Genomic DNA, 20,445 nt, shown 5'->3' on the forward strand with positions numbered 1-20,445 from the left:
CCCTGGTTTGTTTATGCCGTAAAGTTCGATCGCGGGCACGGTACTTTACGCTGTAAAGGGGTGACAAGTGGCGGTCTTCGCCGGGCAGGGTGACGCGGGCCGGTCGATGCGGCTGCTGTGGCGTGCGCCGGGTGGCGGGTCGGGGTCGGGCCTGTCGGTGGAAGCGATCGTGGACGCGGCGGTCGCGGTGGCGGACCGGGACGGCATGGCGGCGTTGTCGATGCGCGCGGTGGGTGAGCGGTTGGGGCGGTCGGCGATGGCGTTGTACACGTACGTGCCGAGCAAGGCTGAGTTGCTGGACCTGATGTACGATCGGGTGTTGGGGGAGATGCCGTCGGAGTACCCGCTGGACGCGGGGTGGCGTGCGGCGTTGGGTGCGTGGGCGCGGGACGCGCGGGAGTTGTACCTGGCGCACCCGTGGGCGTTGCAGGTGTCGCAGGCGCGGCCGGTGCTGGGGCCGAACGAGTTCGCGATGGTGGAGGCGCTGCTGCGGATCCTGCGGCCGACGGGGTTGGGGTCGTCGGTGTTGCGGGGTGTGGTGGGCGCGGTGGTGCAGTTCGTGCGCGGTGCGGCGGGGGTGATCGCGGAGGCGCGGCGCGCGGCGCGGGAGACGGGGCTGACCGACGAGGAGTGGTGGTTCGCGCGGTCGGGGGTGTTCGAGGAGGTGGCCCCGGACTTCGCGGAGCGGTTTCCGTTGTCGGCGTGGTTGGGCGCGGAGGAGCCGCCGGTGGTGGAGGGGGAGGAGTGCGTGCCGTACCTGGAGCGGGACGCGGCGCGGAACTTCGCGACGGGGTTGGAGGTGCTGCTGGACGGTGTGGAGGCGGCGGTGGCGCGTGCCGGTGGGGGCTGAGGTCCCGTCAGGTGCTGGACCCTGGTGGAGTCGACGATTCCGCTTTCCAACACTGCCCGGTGGTCGCGGAGTCGGCCGGGCAGCAGTTCCCGTGTGCGTTTGTACTGCGAGTTGCGGCCGTTGGGCGATCCGCTCGACCTCCCGCCGGCACTCCTCATGATCAACGCGAGTCGGTCGCCGTCCGGCTCGATCTCGAACTCGGCGTCGAGCACGGTCCCCGTGTCGCCTGCTGCCCGCACGACTTGATCGTCGTTCGTCGGTGCGACGGGGTTGCCTCAGGGATCCGGACGTCGGTCGTCCGGTGGTGGGATACGGTGTGGAGGTTGGCGCGGACGAGGGAGGTGGGACCCATTTTCGCTGGTGTGCATCGGGTCGCTCCCGGCCGCGTCGTGGCGGTGTGAGGGGCGCCCGCGGGGTTTTCGGCGCGAGAGGCGTTCGTCGTGATGGATCTTGATGTGGTCGCGCGGTTGCGTGCGGCGGGGTGTGTGTTCGCCGAGGACGAGGCGCGGGTGTTGGTGGAGGCCGCGCGTGGTCCGGAGGAGTTGGAGCTGTTGACGGCGCGGCGGGTGTCCGGGTTGCCGTTGGAGCACGTGGTGGGGTGGGCGGAGTTCTGCGGGTTGCGGGTCGTGCTGGAGCCGGGTGTGTTCGTGCCGCGTCGGCGCACGGAGTTCCTGGTTCGGGTGGCGGTGGGTGTGCTGCGGCCGGGTGGGGTGGTGGTGGACCTGTGTTGCGGGTCGGGTGCGGTGGGGGCCGCGGTGGTCGATCGGGTGCCGGGGGTGGAGTTGCACGCGGTGGACGTGGATGCGGCGGCGGTGGCGTGTGCTCGGCGCAACGTGGGCGCGGGTCGGGTGTACGAGGGTGATCTGTACGAGCCGTTGCCGGTGTCGTTGGCGGGTCGGGTGGACGTGCTGGTGGCGAACGCGCCGTACGTGCCGACCGGGGCGATCGGGATGATGCCGCCGGAGGCGCGTGAGCACGAGCCGCTGGTGGCGTTGGACGGTGGGGTGGACGGTCTGGACGTGCAGCGGCGGGTGATCGCGGGTGCGGCGCGGTGGTTGGCGCCGGGTGGGCGGTTGTTGGTGGAGACGGGGGCGCGGCAGGCGTCGGGCACGGTCGAGGCGTTCGCGCGGGGCGGGTTGCGCGCCGAGGTGGTGTCGGACGAGGAGCTGTCGGCGACCGTGGTGGTGGGTTCGCTGTCCTGAGCGGTGTGTTGAGCACTCGCTCAAATCTGGCTACCCTGCGATTTGAGCACTCGCTCAAATCGGGGGGTGGCCGGTGGTCGAGCGGACCGTGGTCGTGGTGGGTGGCGGCATCGGTGGCCTGGCGGCGGCGGTGGCGTTGTGCCGGGTCGGGTGGCGGGCGGTGGTGTTCGAGCGCTCGGCCGGGTTCGGCGAGGTGGGCGCGGGGCTGTCGCTGTGGCCGAACGCGTTGCGCGCGCTGGAGGCGCTCGGGGTGGCGGACCGCGTGCGGGCGCTGGGCGCGGTGGAGACGGCGGGCGGTGTGCGCGACCGGTCCGGTCGGTGGTTGTCGCGGGTGGACAACGCCGAGGTCGCGCGGCGTCACGGCCTGCCGCTGGTGGTGCTGCGCCGGGCGGACCTCGTCCGGGTGTTGGCCGAGGCGGTGCCGCCGGGGTGCCTGCGGTCCGGTGACGAGGTGGTCGGGGTGCGGGCGGACGGTGAGGGCGTCGCCGTCGAGCACCGGGACGGCGTGGTCCGGGCGGACGTGGTGGTGGGGGCCGACGGCGTGCACAGCGGGGTGCGGCGGCGGTGGTGGCCGGAGGCGAGCGGCGCGCGTTACGCGGGGTACACGGCGTGGCGCATGATCACCGAGCCGGTGGACGGGCCGTCGGAGGGTGCGGTGGTCTGGGGTCGCGGTGAGCGGTTCGGGTTCACCGCCCTGTCGGGTGGGCGGTGGTACTGCTTCGGGACCGCGGCCGTGCCCGCCGGTGGTGGTGGGAGTGATGAGCGGGAGGCGGTGTGCCGCCGGTTCGGCGGGTGGCCGGACCCGGTGCCCGCGCTGCTCGCGGCGGTGCCGGAGGGCGGTGTGGTGCGGCACGACGTGCACGTGCTGCCGCCGTTGGCCACGTACGTGCGCGGCCGGGTGGCGTTGGTGGGTGACGCGGCGCACGCGATGGACCCGGCCCTGGGACAGGGCGCGGGGCAGGCGTTGGAGGACGCGGTGGTGCTCGCCGCGTGCCTGGGGTCGGCGGGCACGGTCGAGTCGGCGTTGGCCCGCTACGACCGGTCGCGCGGGCCTCGCACGCGGGCGGTCGCCCGCCGTTCGGCGAGGTTGGGCCGGGTGGCCCGCTGGTCGTGGCCGCCGGCGGTGGCGGTCCGGGACCTGGCGGCGCGGCTGACGCCCGCCGGGGCGACCCTGCGGGCCATGGGCCCGGTCCTGGGCTGGACGCCGCCCGTGCTGCCGGATGGTGGCGACGGACGTCATCGGCAAGGACGGGCTCGCCGTGCCTGACTGGACCTACCACCCGCTGCGCGGGATCGCCGCCGCGCTGCTGGGCACGAGTCGGTCGCGGCGGGTGGCGCTGCGGGCGTTGGCGGTCGTCGGGTCGTCGCCCGGTGGCGGTCGGGCGGTGTCCTGGGTGTTGGGGCACCGGCACGCGCCGTCGTGGCTGGCCGGTTCGGTGGCCGGTGTCGCGGTGCGCAGCCGGCTCGGTGCGGTGGTGCCGCCTGAGGTGGCGTGGGCCGCGGTGAGGGCGTTGCCGCTGCTGGGCGCGGGAGTGGTCGAGGTCGGGCCGGTCGGGCCGGCGGACGTCCGCGCGGTGCGCGTGGCCGCGAGGGGTCGGCGCGTGCCGGTGGTGGTGCGGGCGACGGGGCCGGACGTGGCGGGCGCGTTGTCGCCCCACGTCGACGCCGTGCGCGTCGGGGCCGACCCCGATGTGGTCCACCTGCGTGCGACGTCGCCGGCCCGCGCGGTCGACGCCCTGGCGGACCCGGCGAAGGTGGTGCTGGCCACGCCGGAGGTGCTGGTGCACGCCGGTCCCGGGTGGTTCTCCCGCGTGGTCGAGGCGGCGACGCCGACGCGCCCAGCTCCCTCGGTGCGTGACGTGGGGTGGGATCCGCGACGGTGGCCGGCGTGGTGGTGGGGCCTGCTGATGGGCCTGGGCATGGTCGCCGCGGGGCTGGGCGCCGCCGCGATCACGCTCGGCCCGGTGCTGCTGTGGTACGACCGCGGTTTCCTTGGCGCGGACGTGGACCGGTTGCACGGCATCAACCACCACCTGGTGCACTTCCTCCAGCACGACCGGATCACCATGGCGGGCGCGATGGTCGCCATCGGCGCGCTCTACGTGGGGTTGGCGGTCGGCGGCATCCGGGCGGGACGGCCGTGGGCGCGCGAGGCGTTGCTGGTGTCGGGGTGGATCGGGTTCCCGACGGTGCTGTACTTCCTCGGCTCCGGGTTCGTGGAGCCGTTGCACACCGCGGCCGCGGTGGTGTTGTTCCCGATGTTCCTGGCCGCGACCCGGCGTCGACCGGACGACCCGCGGTGGACGCCCTGCCCGGACGGGCCCGAACGCGAACGGCGGCGGGCGCTGGTCGGGCAGTTGCTGCTGGTGTGCACGGGAGTCGGGTTGTTCGTCGGCGGCGCGGTGGTGTCGGTGGTCGGCCTGTCGGACGTGTTCGTGCCCAGCGACCTGGTGTTCCTGGGCGTCGGGCCGGAGGTGTTGGACGAGGCCAACGCGCGGCTGACGGCGTTCATCGCGCACGACCGGGCGGGCCTCGGCGGCGTGGTGATGTCGGCGGCCGCGGCGATCACGCTGCTGGGCGCGTGGGGTTGGCGGCGGGGCGAGTCCTGGGTGTGGTGGTCGCTGGCGGTGGCCGCGGCCGCCGGGTTCCTGCCCGCGGTCGTGGTGCACGGCGTGATCGGCTACACCGACGCGGGCCACCTCGCGCCGGTGTTCGCCGGGATCGGCCTCACCGCGACCGCCCTGGTCCTGGCCCGCCCGTACCTGTGCGCACGCCGGGAGCGGGACCGGGCGGCCTCGCCCCTACCGTGATGGCATGGGCGACACCCGACAGCGACTGATCGACGGCGCGATCGAGACGATCCGGCGGCACGGCATCACCGGCACGTCGGCCCGCTCGATCGCCGCCACCGCGGGCGTCAACCAGGCCCTGGTCTTCTACCACTTCGGCAGCGTGCACGAGCTGCTGGAGGCGGCGTGCCTGGCCGCGACCGAAGCCAGGGTCGCGGCGTTCGCGGCCCGGCTGGACGAGGTCGCCGACCTGCGCCAGTTGCTGGACCTGGGCCGTCGCCTGCACGCCGAGGAGCGGTCGCTGGGCAACGTCATGGTGCTCGCCCAACTGCTGGCCGGCGCGCAGGCGGACCCGGAGCTGGCCAAGGCGACGTCGGCCGCGCTCGGGCTGTGGATCCGGCCGGTCGAGCGCGTGCTGGAGCGGCTGTTGACCGGCTCGCCGGTCGGCGGCCTGGTGGACACCGCCGGGCTGGCCCGGGCGGTGTGCGCGGGGTTCATCGGGCTGGAGCTGTTCGAGGGCGTCGACCCCGCGGGCGCGAACGCCGCGCTCGACGCCTTGGACCGACTCGCGGTGCTCGTGGACGTGGTGGAGGACCTCGGCCCGGTCGCCCGCCGCGCGCTGCGGGCCAAGCTCCGCAAGTCGGAGACCTGAGACGTCAGCGGCCGACCACGCCGTCGCTCAGCTCGCGCGCGATGTCGAGGTGGCCCACGTGGCGGGCGTACTCCTGCAACAGGTGGAACAGGATCCACGCCAGCGTGGCGCGGGGCGCGTCGGGCCGGTCCCCGCGCACGGCGCGGTCGGTGAGGGCCGACTCGGCGGCGATCTCCCGCGACCGGGCGCACTCGTCGAGGTAGAACGCCCGGATGCCGTCGGTGGTGTCACCGTCCTCGACGACCCACTCGGCGCGCTCGACGTCCGGGTTGCCGTAGGGCCGCTCGACGTCCTCGCCGCGGAAGCACCACCGCAGCCAGCGCAGCTCCACGTGCGCGAGGTGCTTGACCATGGCCAACGGCGTCCAGCCGCTGGGCAGGCGGCTGGTGCGCAGCTCGTCCTCGGACAGGCCGTCGATCTTGCGCAGCACCGCGTCGCGGTAGTGGTCGAGGTAGGCCAGCAGCAGCTCGCAGGTGTCGGTGAGGTCGGGCGACGGCTCGTCGGGCACCGCGATGCGCGCGTACACGCGCGTGCCGTCGACCTCGAAGGTCGCGCCCGCCTTGCGCAGGACCGTCATGGCGGCGACGTTGCCGGTGGTGGTGTCGGCGACGATCGTGGTGACGCCGCGCCGGGGTGCCTCCTCGATCACGCGGCGCAGCGCGGCCAGGCCGACACCGCGGCCGCGGGCGCAGCGGGCGATCCACATGCCGGTCTCGCCCTTGGCGGTCAGCCGTGCCATGCCCACCGTGCGGTCGTCCAGCACGATCTCGTAGGCGTCCTCGGCGAAACCGCGGTAGAACTCGCGGAACTCGTCGGGTCGGTCCAGCGCCCAGCCCGGCGGCATCACGTCGGCCGGGTCCGCGTCGGCCACCGCGAGGCCGAGCAGCCGTTCCACCGCCGCGTCGTCCACCCTCCGCAACCTGATCATCGCGCCAGCTCCTTCTCCAACGGGGTCCGGAAGCGGGGGATCACGCGCACCCCGCCGATCCAGGACGCCAACCGGTCCGCCTCCCGGGCGATCGCCGCTTCGCCGTCCGCGCCGACGTCGCGCAGGAGCTCCCACACGACTTCGCCGTCGGCGCGCTGGGCCCACCCGCCGACGACCTCGCCGTGCCACCAGACGGTCGGGCCGACGTTGCCCGCGGTGTCGAACAGGCGCGGCCGGTGCCGGGCGGGCAGGTACCAGTCGCGAGCCTGCCATCCCATCGGGGTCGGATCCAGTGCGGGCAGCAGCGCCGCCCACGGCCGCGGCTCCGGGACGGGCTCGAGGTCGTCGGGCAGGGCGTAGCCGGTGCCGGTGGACAGGCGCACCTCGACCGCGCCCGCGGCGGCCAGGGCCTTGCGGGTGTGGCCGAGGTTCCAGCCGGTCCACCACTTCAGGTCGGCCTCCGTGCCCGGCCCGTAGGCGGCGAGCCAGCGGCGGGCCAGCTCCGCGCGGGCGTGGTCCGGGTCGAGCTCGGGCCACGGCGTGGCGGGCTCCCAGCGGAACTGGGTGCCCAGCCACGTGCCCAGCGGGCGGCCCCGGCGCATCCGGCCGTCCGCGGCCAGCACGCGGATGATGCGGCTGGACACGTTCTGCCGGGCCTCGTAGGGCTTGCCGGCGGCGACGACGACCTGGTCGAGCAGCGCCGGGACGTCACGGGTGAGCTCGACGGTGGTCGCCGCGCCGCGCCGCCGCAACGCCTCCAGGGTGTCCTGCTCGACCTCGGCGAGGCGGTCGGCGTCCCAGCCCGCGCCCTCGGCCAGGAAGGCGACCAGCTTGCGGCGTTCGTTCGCGGCGACGGCGGCTCCCGCGGCGGCGTGCACGACGGGCGCGGTCGCGGCGGTGACGGCGAACATCGTGCGGCGCATGCACAGCAGCCGCTCCAGCGTCCGCCGCTCGTAGAGCGCGTCCTCCACCTCGGCCACCGAGGGCCGTTCCAGGCGGGCGCACGCGGACAGGAACACCGTGGCCGGGTCGGTGGCGTGCAGCCCCACCACGGCGTCGACCACGTCCTCCACCGCCGCGGCACGCGCGGCGAGCAGGTGTCGCACACCCAGGCGGGCGCGCCGCCCGGCGTCGTCGATCTCGGGAAGCGTCACCGGCACATCCTCGGCGATCTACCCTGGCCGACGAAACCGGGATCGCGGAACCCGGACACCCCCTGGACGAGGACGCGATGTCGGCAACACGGCTGCTGGTGCTCGGGGTGGTGCGCGGCTACGGGCGCGCCCACGGCTACCTGATCGGCAACGACCTGATGTCGTGGGGCGCGGGGGAGTGGGCCAACGTCAAGTGGGGCTCGATCTACCACGCGCTCAAGCAGCTCACCAAGGACGGCTGCCTGGTCGACCACGACGTGCCACCCGGCCGCACCGACTACGAGATCACCCCCGCGGGGGAGGCCGAGTACCGCGTGCTGCTCCGCGACGCGCTGCGGCGGCCGGAGACGCGGCCCGACCTGCTCGCCGCCGGGCTGGCGCTGCTGCCGTCGCTGACCCGCGAGGAGGCCGTGGACCTGCTCACCGAACGGCTCGCCGCGCTGGAGGCACGGCGTGACGCGGCGCGCGGGCAGGCCGGGCGGTGGCGTGAACCGGCGCACGTCAAGGAGCTGTACGGGCTGTGGGAGCACACCGCGGCCACCGGCGCCGAGTGGACCCGGGGCCTGGTCGAACGCCTGCGCGCGGGCGCGTACCCCATGGCCGGCGAGCCGGGATCGCCCGGCGCGCCCGGCAGTTGGGCTATACTCAAACTTGAGTAGCGAGGGGGAGCGCTGAACACAGGGTTGGAGCGGTACGCGGCCGTCTTCGAGGCCGCCGACCCGCCACGCACATCCACGATCGCCTTCTACCCCGCCCAGGATCCGCCCGCCGACACCGGCCCCGACCAGGGGACACCCGGCCCCGACCGGCTCACCGTCGCCACCCCGGACGGCGGCACGCGGACCGTGCCCGCCCTGCGCCTGCCGGTGGCCGAGGCCGTCCCGCTGCTCAGCCGTGCCCGGCGTGCACCGCACGCCCACCCCGCCACCGCGTTCTGGGGCGCGGCCGTGGTCGTGGCGCTGCAACTGGTCGCCCGCGGCCGGGTGCGTCCCGCGGTCACCGACGGGGACTTCGACGCCTGGCTGCTCGGCCCGCTCGACGCCGCCGACCACGCCCGCGTCCGCGACTTGGCCCACGCCATGCCCGCGCACGCCCGAGCCGTGCCGCTGTCCGGGCGCGACCCGCTCGAACTGACCGACGCCGAACCGCTGCTGCACGCCTTCCTCGACGCCGTCGCCGACACCATGCCGCGCGGCGCGGCCGCGGTGCACGCCGCCGGCGCGCCCGCGTTCGCCGCGACCGCCCCCCAGCAGGTGCCGCACCTGCGCGACTGGGCCGACCAGGGCGTGCGCATCTCGCTGCGGATCGAGGGCCTGGGCCCGTTCCGCGCCGTCGTGCAGGTCCACGACCTCGCCGACCCGGCCCGCGTGGTCGACGCCGCCGAGCTGTGGGCCTCGGCCAACCAGCGCTCCCGCGCCGACGCCATGGTCGCCCTGCGCCGCGCCGCCCGCGCCTGGCCGCCGCTGGAACGGCTGCTCGACCAGGCCGTGCCCGACGAGGTCGCCCTGCTCGACTCCGACATCGAGCACCTGCTCGTCACCGGCGCGGTCCGGCTCGCCGGCGCGGGCGTGGAGGTGCACTGGCCCAAGGACCTCGTGCGCGACCTCTCCGCGAGGGTCCTCATCGGCGAACGCCCCACCGACCGGCCCGCGTTCTTCGGACCAGACCAGCTCACCTCCGTGGACTGGCAGCTCGCCCTCGGCGACGACCCGCTCACCCCCGAGGAGCTGGACGCCCTCGCCGAGGCCACCCGGCCGGTCGTGCGGCTGCGCGACCGCTGGACCCTCGTCGACCCCGAGCTCGCCCGCCGCGCCCGCGAACGCCACCTCAAGCCCGTCACCGCGATCGACGCCCTCGGCGCGGCCCTCACCGGCACCACCCACGTCGACGGCGTGGAGGTCGAGGTCGCCGCCACCGGCTGGCTGGACGAGCTCAAGTCCCGCCTCGCCGACCTCGACCGCGAACCGATCACCGCACCACCCGGGCTGCGCGCCACCCTGCGCGACTACCAGCTGCACGGCCTGCGCTGGCTGGACCGCATGACCTCGCTGGGCCTGGGCGCGTGCCTGGCCGACGACATGGGCCTGGGCAAGACCGTCACGCTCATCGCGCTGCACCTGCACCGCGCCCGGCGCGACCCCGGCCCCACCCTGGTGGTGTGCCCCGCGTCGCTGATGGGCAACTGGCAGCGCGAGATCGAGCGGTTCGCGCCCGGCGTGCCCGTCCGCCGCTTCCACGGCCCCCGCCGCGAGCTCGCCCGCGACGGCTTCGTGCTCACCACCTACGGCACGATGCGCCTGGACGCCGACCGGCTCGCCGACGTCGACTGGGGCCTGGTCGTCGCCGACGAGGCCCAGCACGTGAAGAACCCCGCCTCCGACACCGCCAAGGCCCTGCGCCGCATCCCCGCCCGCGCCCGCGTCGCCCTCACCGGCACCCCGGTCGAGAACACCCTGTCGGAGCTGTGGGCGATCCTCGACTGGACCACCCCCGGCCTGCTCGGCACCCGGGCCGAGTTCAAGGCCCGCTGGGCCGGGCCGATCGAAGCCGACCGCGACCACGAGACCGCGCAGCGCTTCGCCCGGCTCGTGCGGCCGTTCCTGCTGCGCCGGCGCAAGACCGACCCCGGCATCGCGCCCGAGCTGCCGCCCAAGACCGAGACCGACCAGCCCGTCGCCCTCACCCGCGAACAGGCCGCGCTCTACGAGGCCGTCGTGCGGGAACTCATGGCCGAGGTCCGCGAGGCCGACGGCATCGCCCGGCGCGGCCGGATCGTCAAGCTCCTCACCGGCCTCAAGCAGGTCTGCAACCACCCCGCCCAGTACCTCAAGGAGACCTCGCCGAAGCTCGCCGGCCGCTCGGGCAAGCTCGAACTGCTCGACGAGCTGCTCGACACCATCCTCGCCGAGGGCGGCGCGGTGCTCGTGTTCACCCAGTACGTCGCCATGGCCCGGCTGCTGGAACGCCACCTCGAAGGCCGCGGCGTGCCCACCCAGCTGCTGCACGGCGGCACGCCCGTCGCGGTCCGCGACGACATGGTCCGCCGCTTCCAGGACGGCGAGTGCCCCGTGTTCCTGCTGTCCCTCAAAGCCGCCGGCACCGGCCTCAACCTCACCCGCGCCGACCACGTCGTGCACTACGACCGGTGGTGGAACCCCGCCGTCGAGGACCAGGCCACCGACCGCGCCCACCGCATCGGCCAGACCCGGCCCGTGCAGGTGCACCGGCTCATCGCCGAGGGCACCATCGAGGACCGCATCGCCGCGATGCTGCGCGCCAAGCGCGACCTCGCCGACGCCGTCCTGGCCCGCGGCGACGCCGCGTTCACCGAACTGTCCGACGACGAACTGGGCAACCTCGTCGAACTCCGGAGCGGCACATGAGCGACCGCGTCAAGGGCTTCCCCGCGTTCGGCAAGGGCGTGCGCCACACCCGCTCCTGGTGGGGCAAGGCGTGGCTGCAAGCCCTGGAGGACACCTCGCTGGACCAGGCGCCGCTGCGCCAGGGCCGCAAGTACGCCCACGCCGGGCTCGTCGGCACCATCACCGTCAGCCCCGGCCGCCTCGCCGCCACCGTCTACGACACCGAGGACACCTACCACACGGTCGTCCACGTCACGCAGCTCACCGACGCCGAGTGGAACCGGTTCCTCGGCCAGGTCGCCGCCAAGGCCGGCCACCTCGCCGCGCTGTTCGACCGGGAGATGCCCCGCGAGCTCGCCGACGCCGCCGCCGACGCGGGCGTGCCGTTGCTGCCCGGCATCGGCGACCTCGACCCCGAGTGCACCTGCCCCGGCTGGGAACTGCCCTGCCGCCACGCCGCCGCCCTGTGCCACCAGGCGTCCTGGCTGCTCGACGCCGACCCCTGGGTGCTGCTGCTCCTGCGCGGCCGCGACCAGGACGAGGTCGTCGCCGGCGCGCGGCCCACCAGCGGCGTCCTGGCCACCGCCGCCTACGCCGAACCCGTCCGCGACCTGCCCGACGACCCGCCGCCCGCCGACCTCGGCCCGCTGCCGGAGTTCGAGCCCGCGCCCGGCCTCGACGTCGAGGTGCTGCGGTTGCTCGTCGCCGACGCCGCCGCCAAGGCCCGCGAGGTGCTCGCCACCGGCCGGTGGCCCGCCCCCGACGACCGGCGCGACCACATCCGCATGGCCGCCACCCACCCCGCCCTGCGCGACCGCCTCGACGCCGAACCGCGTGCCGTGCGCGCCTGGCGACAAGGCGGCGCGACCGCCCTGGACGTCCTCGAACAGCCCTGGACCCCCGGCAAGACCGACACCGCCCGCGCCCGCGCCGCCTGGGACCGCGGCGAACTGCCCGAACCGACCGTGTGGCGCAACCGCTGGACCGTCCACGACCGGCAACTGCGCTACGGCCGCGACGGCCGCTGGTACCCCTACCGCCGCGTCGACGGGGACTGGTGGCCCACCGGCACCCCGCACCGCGACCCCACCGCGGCCCTCACCGACGCCGACTAGCCCCGGCCCGCCGAAAGCACCCGAAGCCGGGGGAGGGTCGCCTACGCTCACCAGGTGGTCGACTCACCACCGAACCCCACCCAGGTGCGGCTGACCAGCCCGCGCTCGGCCCGCGCGCCGAAGATCCTCGCGGCCGTCGTCGCGGTCGGCGCGCTCGTCGGCGGCACGAATACCGTGGCGCGCTCGCAGACCTGGTGGGAAGTCGTGCTGTGGGTGGGCGCGTCCCTCCTGGTGATCCTCGTCGCGGTCAGCATCGGCGCGACCGCCGCCGAGGACGCCCGCGCGTCCGCCGCGCTGCGCGCCACCGCGGTGCCGGCCCGAGCCGAGGTCGTCGAGGCCGAGTACGTCGACGAGGGCGACGACCCCGCGTACCGGCTGACGCTGTGGATCACCCCGCCGGGCGGCGTCGGCTTCCCGGTGGAGCACCGCTGCGACCACCTCACGTGCGTCACCGCCGCCGGACGGTCCGACGCGGTGCTCGACGTCCTCGTCGACCCGACCGTGCGCACCTGGGCCGTCGTCCACTGAAGCGGGTCGAACCGTCCACTGTCACCACGGAGGCACCGGAACCGCAGGTGAAGCCCGCTTCACCACACCTGTGGTACCACACCTGTGGTGGTCGGCGGCGGTGGCGGCGACCCAGGGTGTTCCCGGGACGGACGGGGTCGCCGCCACCGCCGAGGCGGTGACGTCCGCGAAGGCCGCGACGGACCGGCCCTAGGTGATCACACCCGGCATCACCGCGGCCGTCCGCTTGCGGCGCAGCCACACCTTGCGCGAACCGTCGCCGAACAGCAGCGTCCGCGACAGCTCCCACCCCGCGAACTCCGCGTGGATCGTCAGCTGCGTCGTCGCCGTGCGACGGGAGACACCGGCCGGCAACCGCAGCGGCCGGTACTCCCAGTCCCCGTCGACCACCCCTTCGCCCGTCATCCGATCACCTGCATCCCTGCGCCGTCCCCGGACGCGACGAACACGCGCCCGCTGCCTGGATCAACCGCCACCGAATCCGGCTGGCGGACCGTGGCGAAGCGCTGCCGCTCCACCGGCTCCGCACCCGCCACGTCGAACGCCACGACCTCGTTGCGCCCGGTGAGCGTGATCCACACCAGGTCGCGCGCCTCGTCATAGGCCATCCCGTACGGCTCGCCCGGCAAGGGGTAGCGCAGCCGCATGATCAACGGGCCGGTGGAGAACGCCATCAGCTCGCCACCCCGCGTGTCCACCACGAACACCCGGCCGAACCGGTCGGCCACCGCGTTCGTCGCGCCCTCGCCCGCGCGCAGCCCCGCACCGGGGCCCTCGGCCGCCGGGTCCAGGTCGAACACCGCGCTGCGCGGCCGGTCCAGCACCACCGCCGCGTCGCCCACCGCGACCAGCCGGTCCGGGCTGGAGATGCCGCGCACCACGTGCCCGTCCACCGACACCTGCCGCAGGTCCCGCTGCGCCACCAGCGTCTTCCCGCCCACCCGGGCGGTGTCCACGGGCGCTCCGTCCACCGCGCGCTGCGCCGTCGTCCCATCGGGCCGGATCGTCACCACGACACCGGCGGGCACCACCGCCTCCACCGCGTCACCGACCGTGACCAGCCGTTCCGCCGGACCGGGCAACGGCACCACCACCGGCTCACCCGGCGCGTCGACGGGGTAGAGGGCCACCGACGGCGGATCGGCCACCGCGACCGCCACCCGGCCACCGGCGACGGCGACCGACGTGGCCCGTCCCAGCGGCACCACCCGGCCCTGGGGGACACCCGCCTGCTGCGGCGACGCCGCGGGCCGCGCGGGCTCCAACGTGGCCGCGAGCTGCAGCGGATCGGCCGGGTTCTCCTCGGTCGCACAGCCCGAGACCAACGCGACCCCGGTGAGCACTACCGCCGCCAGTCGGCGCAACGTCGGACCTCCCAGTCGACCCCGTTCAGCCCTCCCAGCATCCATCACCGAACCACCATCGTCACGCAGGGGGCGGGTGTTGTCGTTGGTCTGGGCAGGTGATAGTCGGCCGCCACGCGTACTACCCGGCCTTCCCCGGCGACTATCCCAGGTGAACGGGGAGGCGTCGCGATGACGGTCGAGGAGCTGCGCAACCGGCACGGGCAACTGCTGCGGGACCGGCGGGTGGTCGACCGGCTCGACCCGCCCGCGCGGCCCGCCGACACCGCCGAGCGCTACCACACCTGGAACCAGGTGGCCGCCGAACCGCTGCCCGACCTGCTCGGGCGGCTGGTCGACGTGCGCGTCCGGCCCGCCGCCTACCGGCCCGCGCACCTGCGGGAGCTGCAACGCGTCCTCGACGCGGTGCAACCCGAGGTGCTGCACCTGGCCCGTGCCGCCGGCTGGGACACCGCCACCCCCGTGCTGGCCGGCGTGTTCCCCACCGGCACCCTCGACGCGCTCAGCGTCCCCGTGCCCGGCCGGGGCGTGCTGGTGCTGGTCAACACGTCGCTGCCGGACCTGCTCGGCGCCGTGCTCAAGACCATGACCGGCGCGCTGCCCCACTACGGCCCGCCACCCCTGCTGACCGCCGAGCAGGCGTCCTACGCGCTGGCCGAGGCCCTCAACGCCCACCTGTACGGCAACGGGGCGGTCGAGCCGCGGCGGCTGCCCGAGCTGTCCGGGCAACGCGCGTCGCTGGTGTCGCTGATGGGGCGGCGGGCGACCCAGTTCGTGCTGGCCCACGAGGTCGCGCACGTGCTGGCCGGGCACCTGCCGCACGCCCGACGGCTGACCGACCCGAACACGCCGGTCGGCGCGCTGGACGCCCGGTCCGTCGGCTGGCCCCGCGAGCACGAGGCCGACCGGATCGCCGCGGTGATCATGCTGCGCAGCCTGGACGGCCTCACCCACCGCGAGCTGGAGGCGTACGAGCCGTGCCTGGTCGCGGCCGTGCTGCTGGTGCTGTTCCTGCACGAGGTCACCGACCGGCTCGCCGACGAGCTCGGCCTCACCGTCCCGTTCGCGGGCAACCACCCGCCGCCCGTGCGGCGCATCCAGACCCTCGTCGAGCACCTCGCCGGGCACGTGCGCACGCCCCGCGCCCTCGACCTCGCCGCCGACCTCGCCACCTGGCTGGAGGGCAGGCTCGGCGACGTGCGGGAGTGGTTCCGGCTGGTCGACGAGACGCTGCTGGGCGGACCCGCGCCCGGCGCGTGACCTCATCGGCACCACGGTCGAGCAGTACGACTTCTTGCCTTACGGGCCGTCGCGCGGTTCAGCCCAGCGGCCGTTCCGGGTAGCCGAACTCCACCGCGCTCACGTCGTCCAGCGCCGCCCGGATCGCCGGGGGCAGCGTCAGCTCCTCCGCCGCCAACGACCCGAGCAGCTGGGCGGTGTCCCGGGCCCCCACCACGGGGGCCACCACGCCCGGCCGGTCCCGCACCCACGCCAGCGCCACGCACAGCGCGTTGGTGCCCAACCCGTCCGCCGCCGTCGCCACCGCCTGCACGATCCGCGCCGCCCGCTCCGTGCGGTGCTGCTCCACGTACCCGGCGAAGTGCGCCGACGCGCCCCGCGAGTCCGACGGCGTGCCGTTGCGGTACTTGCCGGTCAGCACGCCCCGGCCCAGCGGGGCCCACGGCAGCAGCCCGATCCCGTGGTGCTGCGCCGCCGGCACCACCTCCCGCTCCACGCCGCGCTCCAGCAGGGAGTACTCCACCTGCGTCGACACCAGCGGCGTGTGCCCCGGCAGCGCCGCCGCCGTGCCCAGTTGCCAGCCCGAGTAGTTCGACACCCCCGCGTAGCGGACCTTGCCCGACGCCACGGCCGCGTCCAGCGCGGACAGCGTCTCCTCCAGCGGCACGTTGGCGTCCCACGCGTGCAGTTGCCACAGGTCGATGTGCTCCACGCCCAGCCGGCGCAGCGACCCGTCCAACGCGTGCAGCAGGGCCCCGCGCGACGCGCCGCCGCCGAACGGGCCGTCGTTGCGGCGCGCGACCGCCTTCGTGGCGATCACCAGCTCGTCGCGCGGCACGACCTCGCCCAGCAGGCCGCCCAGGATCCGCTCGCTCTCGCCCTCCACGTACACGTCGGCGGTGTCCACCAGCGTGCCGCCGGCCTCGGCGAAGGCCAGCAGCTGGGTGGCCGCCTCGTCCGCGTCGGTGTCCCGGCCCCAGGTCATCGTGCCCAGGGCCATCCGGGAGACCCGCAGTCCGCTGCGCCCGAGGTATCGCTGTTCCACGCGGGGGAGCCTAAAGGGTGATCGAATCCGCGGCGGCTCGTGGCACGCGCGAGGTCAAGCCCCAATCCGGCCACGATCGGGGCACACCCGCCCTGGCGGACCAGGTTACCGACCGGTAGGGTCGGCGCTCGTGCGACTGGGACTGAACCTCGGGTACTGGGGCGCGGGCAACGACGCCGCGAACCTCGAACTGGCCAGGGAAGCCGACCGACTGGGCTACTCGGTGGTGTGGGCCGCCGAGGCCTACGGCTCCGACGCGCCCACGGTCCTGGCGTGGGTGGCCGCGCAGACCGAACGCGTCGACGTCGGCAGCGCGATCCTGCAGATCCCGGCCCGGACGCCGGCGATGACCGCGATGACCGCCGCCACGCTGGACTCGCTGTCGGGCGGCCGGTTCCGCCTCGGCCTGGGCGTGTCCGGGCCGCAGGTCTCGGAGGGCTGGCACGGCGTGCGGTTCGACAAGCCCCTGGGCCGCACCCGCGAGTACGTCGACATCGTCCGCGCCGCCCTGCGCCGCGACCGGCTGCGCTACGACGGCGAGCACTACACGCTGCCGCTGCCCGACGGCCCCGGCAAGGCGCTCACCCTCACCGTGCACCCGGTGCGCGAGCACATCCCCGTCTACCTCGCCGCCGTCGGGCCGAAGAACGTCGAGCTGGCCGGCGAGATCGCCGACGGCTGGCTCGCGCTGTTCCTGTCGCCCGAGCACTCCGGCGACGTGCTCGCGTCCCTGCGGGCCGGCCGGGAGAAGGCGGGCAAGACCCTCGACGGGTTCGACATCGCCGCCACCGTCCCGATGGTCGTCGGCGACGACTGGCGCGCGTGCGCCGACCGCGTCCGCCCCTACGCCGCGCTCTACGTCGGCGGCATGGGCAGCAGGCAGAAGAACTTCTACAACGACAACGCCGCCCGGATGGGCTTCGCCGCCGAGGCCGCCGAGGTGCAGGACCGCTACCTCGCCAAGGACTACGAGGGCGCGATGGCCGCCCTGCCCGTCGACTTCCTCGACGCCACCTCGCTGCTCGGGAGCAAGGAGCGCATCGCCGACAAGATGCGCGCCTACGCCGAAGCGGGGGTCACCACACTCACCCTTTCGCCCATGCTGCAAGATCTCGATCAGGGGATCGCCGCGCTCCGCACGGCGATCGAAGCTCTGGATCTGGCAGGAGTGGGTAGTTGAGCTGGTTGCAGGCCATCGTCCTCGGACTCGTCCAAGGGCTCACGGAATTCCTGCCCATTTCCTCGTCGGGTCACATCAGGATCGTCTCCACACTGTTCTTCGGCAACGACGCGGGCGCGTCGTTCACCGCGGTCATCCAGCTCGGCACCGAGGTCGCGGTGCTGATCTACTTCGCCAAGGACATCGGCAACTTCATCGCGGCCTGGTTCCGCGGCCTGTTCAGCAAGGCCGCGCGCAAGACCGAGGACTACCGGATGGCCTGGTACGTGATCATCGGGTCGATCCCGATCAGCGTGCTGGGCTACCTGTTCAAGGACGAGATCCGGTCCTCGCTGCGCAACCTGTGGATCACCGCGACCGTCCTGGTGGTGTTCGGCCTGCTGCTGGGCCTGGCCGACCAGTTCGCCCAGCACGTCCGCGACAAGCTCCAGCTCAAGGACGCCGTCGGCATGGGCCTGGCCCAGGCCCTCGCGCTGATCCCGGGCGTGTCCCGCTCCGGCGGCACCCTCACCGCGGGCCTGTTCCTCGGCCTGGACCGCGCCTCCGCGGCCCGCTACTCGTTCCTGCTGGCCCTGCCCGCCGTGTTCGGCGCGGGCATCTTCAGCATCCCCGACGTGCTCGAACGCGCCGAGCCCAACGCCGCCTCCGTGCCGCAGATGATCGTCGCCACGATCGTGTCGTTCGCGGTCGGCTACGCCACGATCGCGTGGCTGCTGCGCTACGTCTCCAAGCACAGCTACTCGGTGTTCGTGTGGTACCGGCTGCTGCTCGGCATCGTCCTGATGGGGCTGCTGTCGATGGGGCTCATCAACCCGACATAGGGTTGGCGGCGTGGCTACCGTGATCTTGCTGCGACACGCCCGCTCCACCGCCAACGGAGCGGGCGTCCTCGCGGGCCGCCGACCCGGCGTGACGCTGTCCGAACGGGGTGAGGAGCAGGCCGCGGCGCTGGTCGACCGGCTGGCCGGCATCCCGGTCGCCGCCGTCGTCACCTCGCCGCTGGAACGCTGCCGGCAGACCCTCGCACCCCTGCTCGACCGACTCGGCCTCGACGCGACCGTCGAACCCGACCTCGCCGAGGTCGACTACGGCCAGTGGACCGGGCGGGAGATCAAGGAACTGCTCGAAGAACCCCTGTGGCAGGTCGTGCAGCAGCACCCGTCCGCCGCGGTGTTCCCCGAGGGCGAGGGCCTGGCCACCGTGCAGGCGCGGGCCGTGGCCGCCATCCGGGCCCACGACGCCCGCGTCACCGCCGAGCACGGGCCCCGGGCGGTGTGGGTCGCGTGCAGCCACGGCGACGTGATCAAGGCCGTCCTCGCCGACGCGCTCGGCGTGCACCTCGACGGCTTCCAGCGCATCGTGGTCGACCCCGCGTCGGTGTCGGTCGTGCAGTACACCGAGACCCGGCCGTTCGTGCTGCGCGTCAACGACAACGGCGGCGACCTGTCCGCCCTCGTGCCGCCGCCGGAGAAGACCGAGCAGGCACCGTCGTCCGACGCGGTCGTGGGCGGCACCACCGGCGCGTGACCTCGCCCTGAGCACCGCGTGGCCCCCGGACAGTGCAGGGTAGTCCGGGGGCCACGGTGCGCTTGGCCGGGGCGGGCGGCCTCGTGCAGACGATCGTATTGGCGTTAACTCGCGGACAAACCTCCCGGCTTCGGCCCGGCATCCGGCGGTATCGCGCCGCTTGCCCAGGTCAGCCCGCCCACCCTCACCCGGCCTGACGGCATAACCGCAGCTCAACAGGGGTGGAAACACCGGCGAAACAAACGCGCAAGCGGTCGGGTGCCCCAACCGGTTGCACCGTTCGGCCCCGGCCGGAAGGACCGGGCGTGTTAGAAGTTAACAACCCGGCGTGCGCTCTTGATCACAGTCCGAGGCGGGTGACCGCGTTGTCCTCCAACGGGTTCGCCGTGCGGATGTAGCGGTGCACCGTGCGCGGGTTCGTCCAGCGGCCCTGCCGCATGATCTCCCGGTCGCTCGCGCCGCCCAGCGCCGCCTGCGTGGCGAAGCCCGCCCGCAGCGAGTGCCCGCCGAACAGCGCCGGGTCCAGCCCGGCCTTCGCCGCGTACCGCTTCACCACGTCCGACACCGCCCGGTCCGACATCGAGCGGCCGCCCAACCGGCCGTGCCTGCTCACCGACGGGAACAGCGGGCCGCGCGCCGGACCGGGCTGGTAGGAGTGGCAGCGGTGCGTCGCCCCCCGCTCGCCCTCGTCCTCCAGCAACGCCCGCGGGTCCGCCGCCGTGAGCACGTCCACCCAGTCCGCGAACGCGCACACCGGGCACGTCGGCCGCCGCGCGCCGCGGGGCAGCACCACCCGCTGCCGGTGCGCGCCCGTCTGGTCGGTCTTCGTCACGCCCAGCTCCACCAGCAGCAGCGGCTCGTGCGTGCGCGGGTCCACGTCCACCGTGACGTCCTCCAACGCCACCGCCGCCAACTCGCTGCGCCGCAACGCGCCCGCGAACCCCACCAGCAGCAGCAACGCGTCACGCCGGCGTGCCAACCCCGTCGGCCAGCCCGGCGGCGGCAGTTCCGCCAGCAGCGCCTCCAACGTGCCCAGCAGCACCGGCCGCTTGCGCCGCGGCTGCGCCTGGCGCGTGCGGCGGACACCGCGCAACGTCAACCGCACCACGTCCGAGCGGGTGGGGGAGGGCAGGCCGCCGGCCGCGTGCACCGCCGCGATCGCCGCCGCCTTGCGCTCCAGCGTGGACGGGCCGAACGCGGGGGAGCCGTCTTCCTTCGTCGCGTCCGCCGCCACCGCCAGGTACACGGCCACGTCCACCGGGTCCGCGGGCAGCGCCACGCGACCCTCGGCCTCGCACCACGCCGCCCAGCCGACCCAGTCCGAGCGGTAGGCGCGCAGCGTGTTCGCCGACTGGGCGGCCCGCAGGTAGCCCGCCAGCGCGTCGGCCTGCTCGGCGTCGAACCGGCGCCGCACCTGCTCCAGCGCGGCGAAGTCCACCAGTGCCGCGTGCTGCACGCGGTCGAGTTCCGCGCGCACCGGCTCCGGCAGGGTCACTGCGCCACTCTAACA

General features: G+C 74.5%; 19 protein-coding genes. 13 read left to right on the forward strand and 6 right to left on the reverse strand.

Annotated elements, in window-relative coordinates:
* Positions 1-67 precede the first annotated feature (67 nt).
* The 5 genes from LZG04_RS22175 (at position 68) to LZG04_RS22195 (ending at position 5,493) form a co-directional block, all read left to right on the forward strand.
* The gene (locus LZG04_RS22175; protein WP_233819729.1) at positions 68-850 is read left to right on the forward strand and encodes a TetR/AcrR family transcriptional regulator C-terminal domain-containing protein; all 783 of its coding nucleotides are present in this window, start codon (positions 68-70) and stop codon (positions 848-850) included.
* Positions 851-1,293: 443 nt separating this feature from the next.
* Positions 1,294-2,052 (forward strand): putative protein N(5)-glutamine methyltransferase, encoded by a 759-nt coding sequence (locus LZG04_RS22180; RefSeq protein WP_233819730.1) that lies wholly within the window; start codon positions 1,294-1,296, stop codon positions 2,050-2,052.
* Positions 2,053-2,125: 73 nt separating this feature from the next.
* The gene (locus tag LZG04_RS22185) at positions 2,126-3,319 is read left to right on the forward strand and encodes an FAD-dependent monooxygenase (protein ID WP_233819731.1); all 1,194 of its coding nucleotides are present in this window, start codon (positions 2,126-2,128) and stop codon (positions 3,317-3,319) included.
* A complete protein-coding gene (locus LZG04_RS22190; RefSeq protein ID WP_233819733.1) occupies positions 3,273-4,862 on the forward strand; it encodes a hypothetical protein in 1,590 nt (529 codons plus the stop codon). The genes LZG04_RS22185 and LZG04_RS22190 overlap by 47 nt, the downstream gene beginning before the upstream one ends.
* 4 nt (positions 4,863-4,866) lie before the next feature.
* The gene (locus tag LZG04_RS22195) at positions 4,867-5,493 is read left to right on the forward strand and encodes a TetR/AcrR family transcriptional regulator (RefSeq protein WP_233819735.1); all 627 of its coding nucleotides are present in this window, start codon (positions 4,867-4,869) and stop codon (positions 5,491-5,493) included.
* Positions 5,494-5,497: 4 nt separating this feature from the next.
* Here LZG04_RS22195 and LZG04_RS22200 read toward each other — a convergent pair whose 3' ends face one another.
* Entirely contained in the window at positions 5,498-6,421 is a 924-nt protein-coding gene (locus tag LZG04_RS22200) for a GNAT family N-acetyltransferase (protein ID WP_233819737.1), read from the reverse strand.
* Positions 6,418-7,575, reverse strand: coding sequence for a winged helix DNA-binding domain-containing protein (locus LZG04_RS22205; RefSeq protein WP_233819739.1), 1,158 nt, complete (start codon positions 7,573-7,575; stop codon positions 6,418-6,420). Before LZG04_RS22205 ends, LZG04_RS22200 begins: the two co-directional genes overlap by 4 nt.
* 77 nt (positions 7,576-7,652) lie before the next feature.
* Between LZG04_RS22205 and LZG04_RS22210 the strand changes: the two genes are divergently transcribed.
* The 4 genes from LZG04_RS22210 to LZG04_RS22225 are packed head-to-tail and all read left to right on the forward strand — an operon-like array spanning position 7,653 to position 12,580.
* The gene (locus tag LZG04_RS22210) at positions 7,653-8,234 is read left to right on the forward strand and encodes a PadR family transcriptional regulator (RefSeq protein ID WP_233819741.1); all 582 of its coding nucleotides are present in this window, start codon (positions 7,653-7,655) and stop codon (positions 8,232-8,234) included.
* A gap of 24 nt (positions 8,235-8,258) precedes the next feature.
* Entirely contained in the window at positions 8,259-10,958 is a 2,700-nt protein-coding gene (locus tag LZG04_RS22215; protein ID WP_233819743.1) for a DEAD/DEAH box helicase, read from the forward strand.
* Positions 10,955-12,052 (forward strand): SWIM zinc finger family protein, encoded by a 1,098-nt coding sequence (locus tag LZG04_RS22220; protein WP_233819744.1) that lies wholly within the window; start codon positions 10,955-10,957, stop codon positions 12,050-12,052. Before LZG04_RS22215 ends, LZG04_RS22220 begins: the two co-directional genes overlap by 4 nt.
* Positions 12,053-12,106: 54 nt before the next feature.
* The gene (locus tag LZG04_RS22225) at positions 12,107-12,580 is read left to right on the forward strand and encodes a hypothetical protein (protein ID WP_233819745.1); all 474 of its coding nucleotides are present in this window, start codon (positions 12,107-12,109) and stop codon (positions 12,578-12,580) included.
* Between the two features lie 189 nt (positions 12,581-12,769).
* Here LZG04_RS22225 and LZG04_RS22230 read toward each other — a convergent pair whose 3' ends face one another.
* Positions 12,770-12,985, reverse strand: a complete 216-nt coding sequence (locus tag LZG04_RS22230; protein WP_233819746.1) for a DUF5703 family protein — start codon at positions 12,983-12,985, stop codon at positions 12,770-12,772.
* Positions 12,982-13,944: a hypothetical protein gene (locus tag LZG04_RS22235; RefSeq protein WP_233819747.1), complete on the reverse strand. Its 963-nt coding sequence runs from the start codon at positions 13,942-13,944 to the stop codon at positions 12,982-12,984. Before LZG04_RS22235 ends, LZG04_RS22230 begins: the two co-directional genes overlap by 4 nt.
* A gap of 171 nt (positions 13,945-14,115) precedes the next feature.
* Here LZG04_RS22235 and LZG04_RS22240 point away from each other — a divergent pair, with 171 nt between their 5' ends.
* Positions 14,116-15,204, forward strand: a complete 1,089-nt coding sequence (locus LZG04_RS22240; RefSeq protein WP_233819748.1) for a hypothetical protein — start codon at positions 14,116-14,118, stop codon at positions 15,202-15,204.
* A 58-nt stretch (positions 15,205-15,262) separates the two neighbouring features.
* On the opposite strand, the gene LZG04_RS22245 is transcribed toward LZG04_RS22240, so the two are convergent.
* Entirely contained in the window at positions 15,263-16,228 is a 966-nt protein-coding gene (locus tag LZG04_RS22245) for an aldo/keto reductase (RefSeq protein ID WP_233819749.1), read from the reverse strand.
* A 130-nt stretch (positions 16,229-16,358) separates the two neighbouring features.
* Between LZG04_RS22245 and LZG04_RS22250 the strand changes: the two genes are divergently transcribed.
* From LZG04_RS22250 to LZG04_RS22260, 3 genes are read left to right on the forward strand one after another with little or no spacing between them, the layout of a single operon-like run.
* Positions 16,359-17,408: an LLM class F420-dependent oxidoreductase gene (locus tag LZG04_RS22250; protein WP_233819750.1), complete on the forward strand. Its 1,050-nt coding sequence runs from the start codon at positions 16,359-16,361 to the stop codon at positions 17,406-17,408.
* A complete protein-coding gene (locus tag LZG04_RS22255; protein ID WP_233819751.1) occupies positions 17,405-18,229 on the forward strand; it encodes an undecaprenyl-diphosphate phosphatase in 825 nt (274 codons plus the stop codon). The genes LZG04_RS22250 and LZG04_RS22255 overlap by 4 nt, the downstream gene beginning before the upstream one ends.
* Positions 18,230-18,239: 10 nt before the next feature.
* On the forward strand, positions 18,240-18,935 hold the full coding sequence (locus LZG04_RS22260) for a histidine phosphatase family protein (RefSeq protein WP_233819752.1): 696 nt from the start codon (positions 18,240-18,242) through the stop codon (positions 18,933-18,935).
* Positions 18,936-19,275: 340 nt separating this feature from the next.
* Here LZG04_RS22260 and LZG04_RS22265 read toward each other — a convergent pair whose 3' ends face one another.
* Positions 19,276-20,430 (reverse strand): site-specific integrase, encoded by a 1,155-nt coding sequence (locus LZG04_RS22265; RefSeq protein WP_233819753.1) that lies wholly within the window; start codon positions 20,428-20,430, stop codon positions 19,276-19,278.
* Positions 20,431-20,445 lie beyond the last annotated feature (15 nt).

Origin of the sequence: Saccharothrix sp. S26, assembly GCF_021390395.1 — a bacterium.
Classification (GTDB): Bacteria; Actinomycetota; Actinomycetes; order Mycobacteriales; family Pseudonocardiaceae; genus Actinosynnema.

Bases quoted from the DNA above. Each gene is read 5' to 3' on its own strand.
- LZG04_RS22180 (WP_233819730.1), top strand. From the start codon at position 1,294: ATGGATCTTGATGTGGTCGCGCGGTTGCGTGCGGCGGGGTGTGTGTTC.
- LZG04_RS22190 (WP_233819733.1), top strand. From the start codon at position 3,273: ATGGTGGCGACGGACGTCATCGGCAAGGACGGGCTCGCCGTGCCTGAC.
- LZG04_RS22195 (WP_233819735.1), top strand. From the start codon at position 4,867: ATGGGCGACACCCGACAGCGACTGATCGACGGCGCGATCGAGACGATC.
- LZG04_RS22200 (WP_233819737.1), bottom strand. From the start codon at position 6,421: ATGATCAGGTTGCGGAGGGTGGACGACGCGGCGGTGGAACGGCTGCTC.
- LZG04_RS22210 (WP_233819741.1), top strand. From the start codon at position 7,653: ATGTCGGCAACACGGCTGCTGGTGCTCGGGGTGGTGCGCGGCTACGGG.
- LZG04_RS22220 (WP_233819744.1), top strand. From the start codon at position 10,955: ATGAGCGACCGCGTCAAGGGCTTCCCCGCGTTCGGCAAGGGCGTGCGC.
- LZG04_RS22230 (WP_233819746.1), bottom strand. From the start codon at position 12,985: ATGACGGGCGAAGGGGTGGTCGACGGGGACTGGGAGTACCGGCCGCTG.
- LZG04_RS22240 (WP_233819748.1), top strand. From the start codon at position 14,116: ATGACGGTCGAGGAGCTGCGCAACCGGCACGGGCAACTGCTGCGGGAC.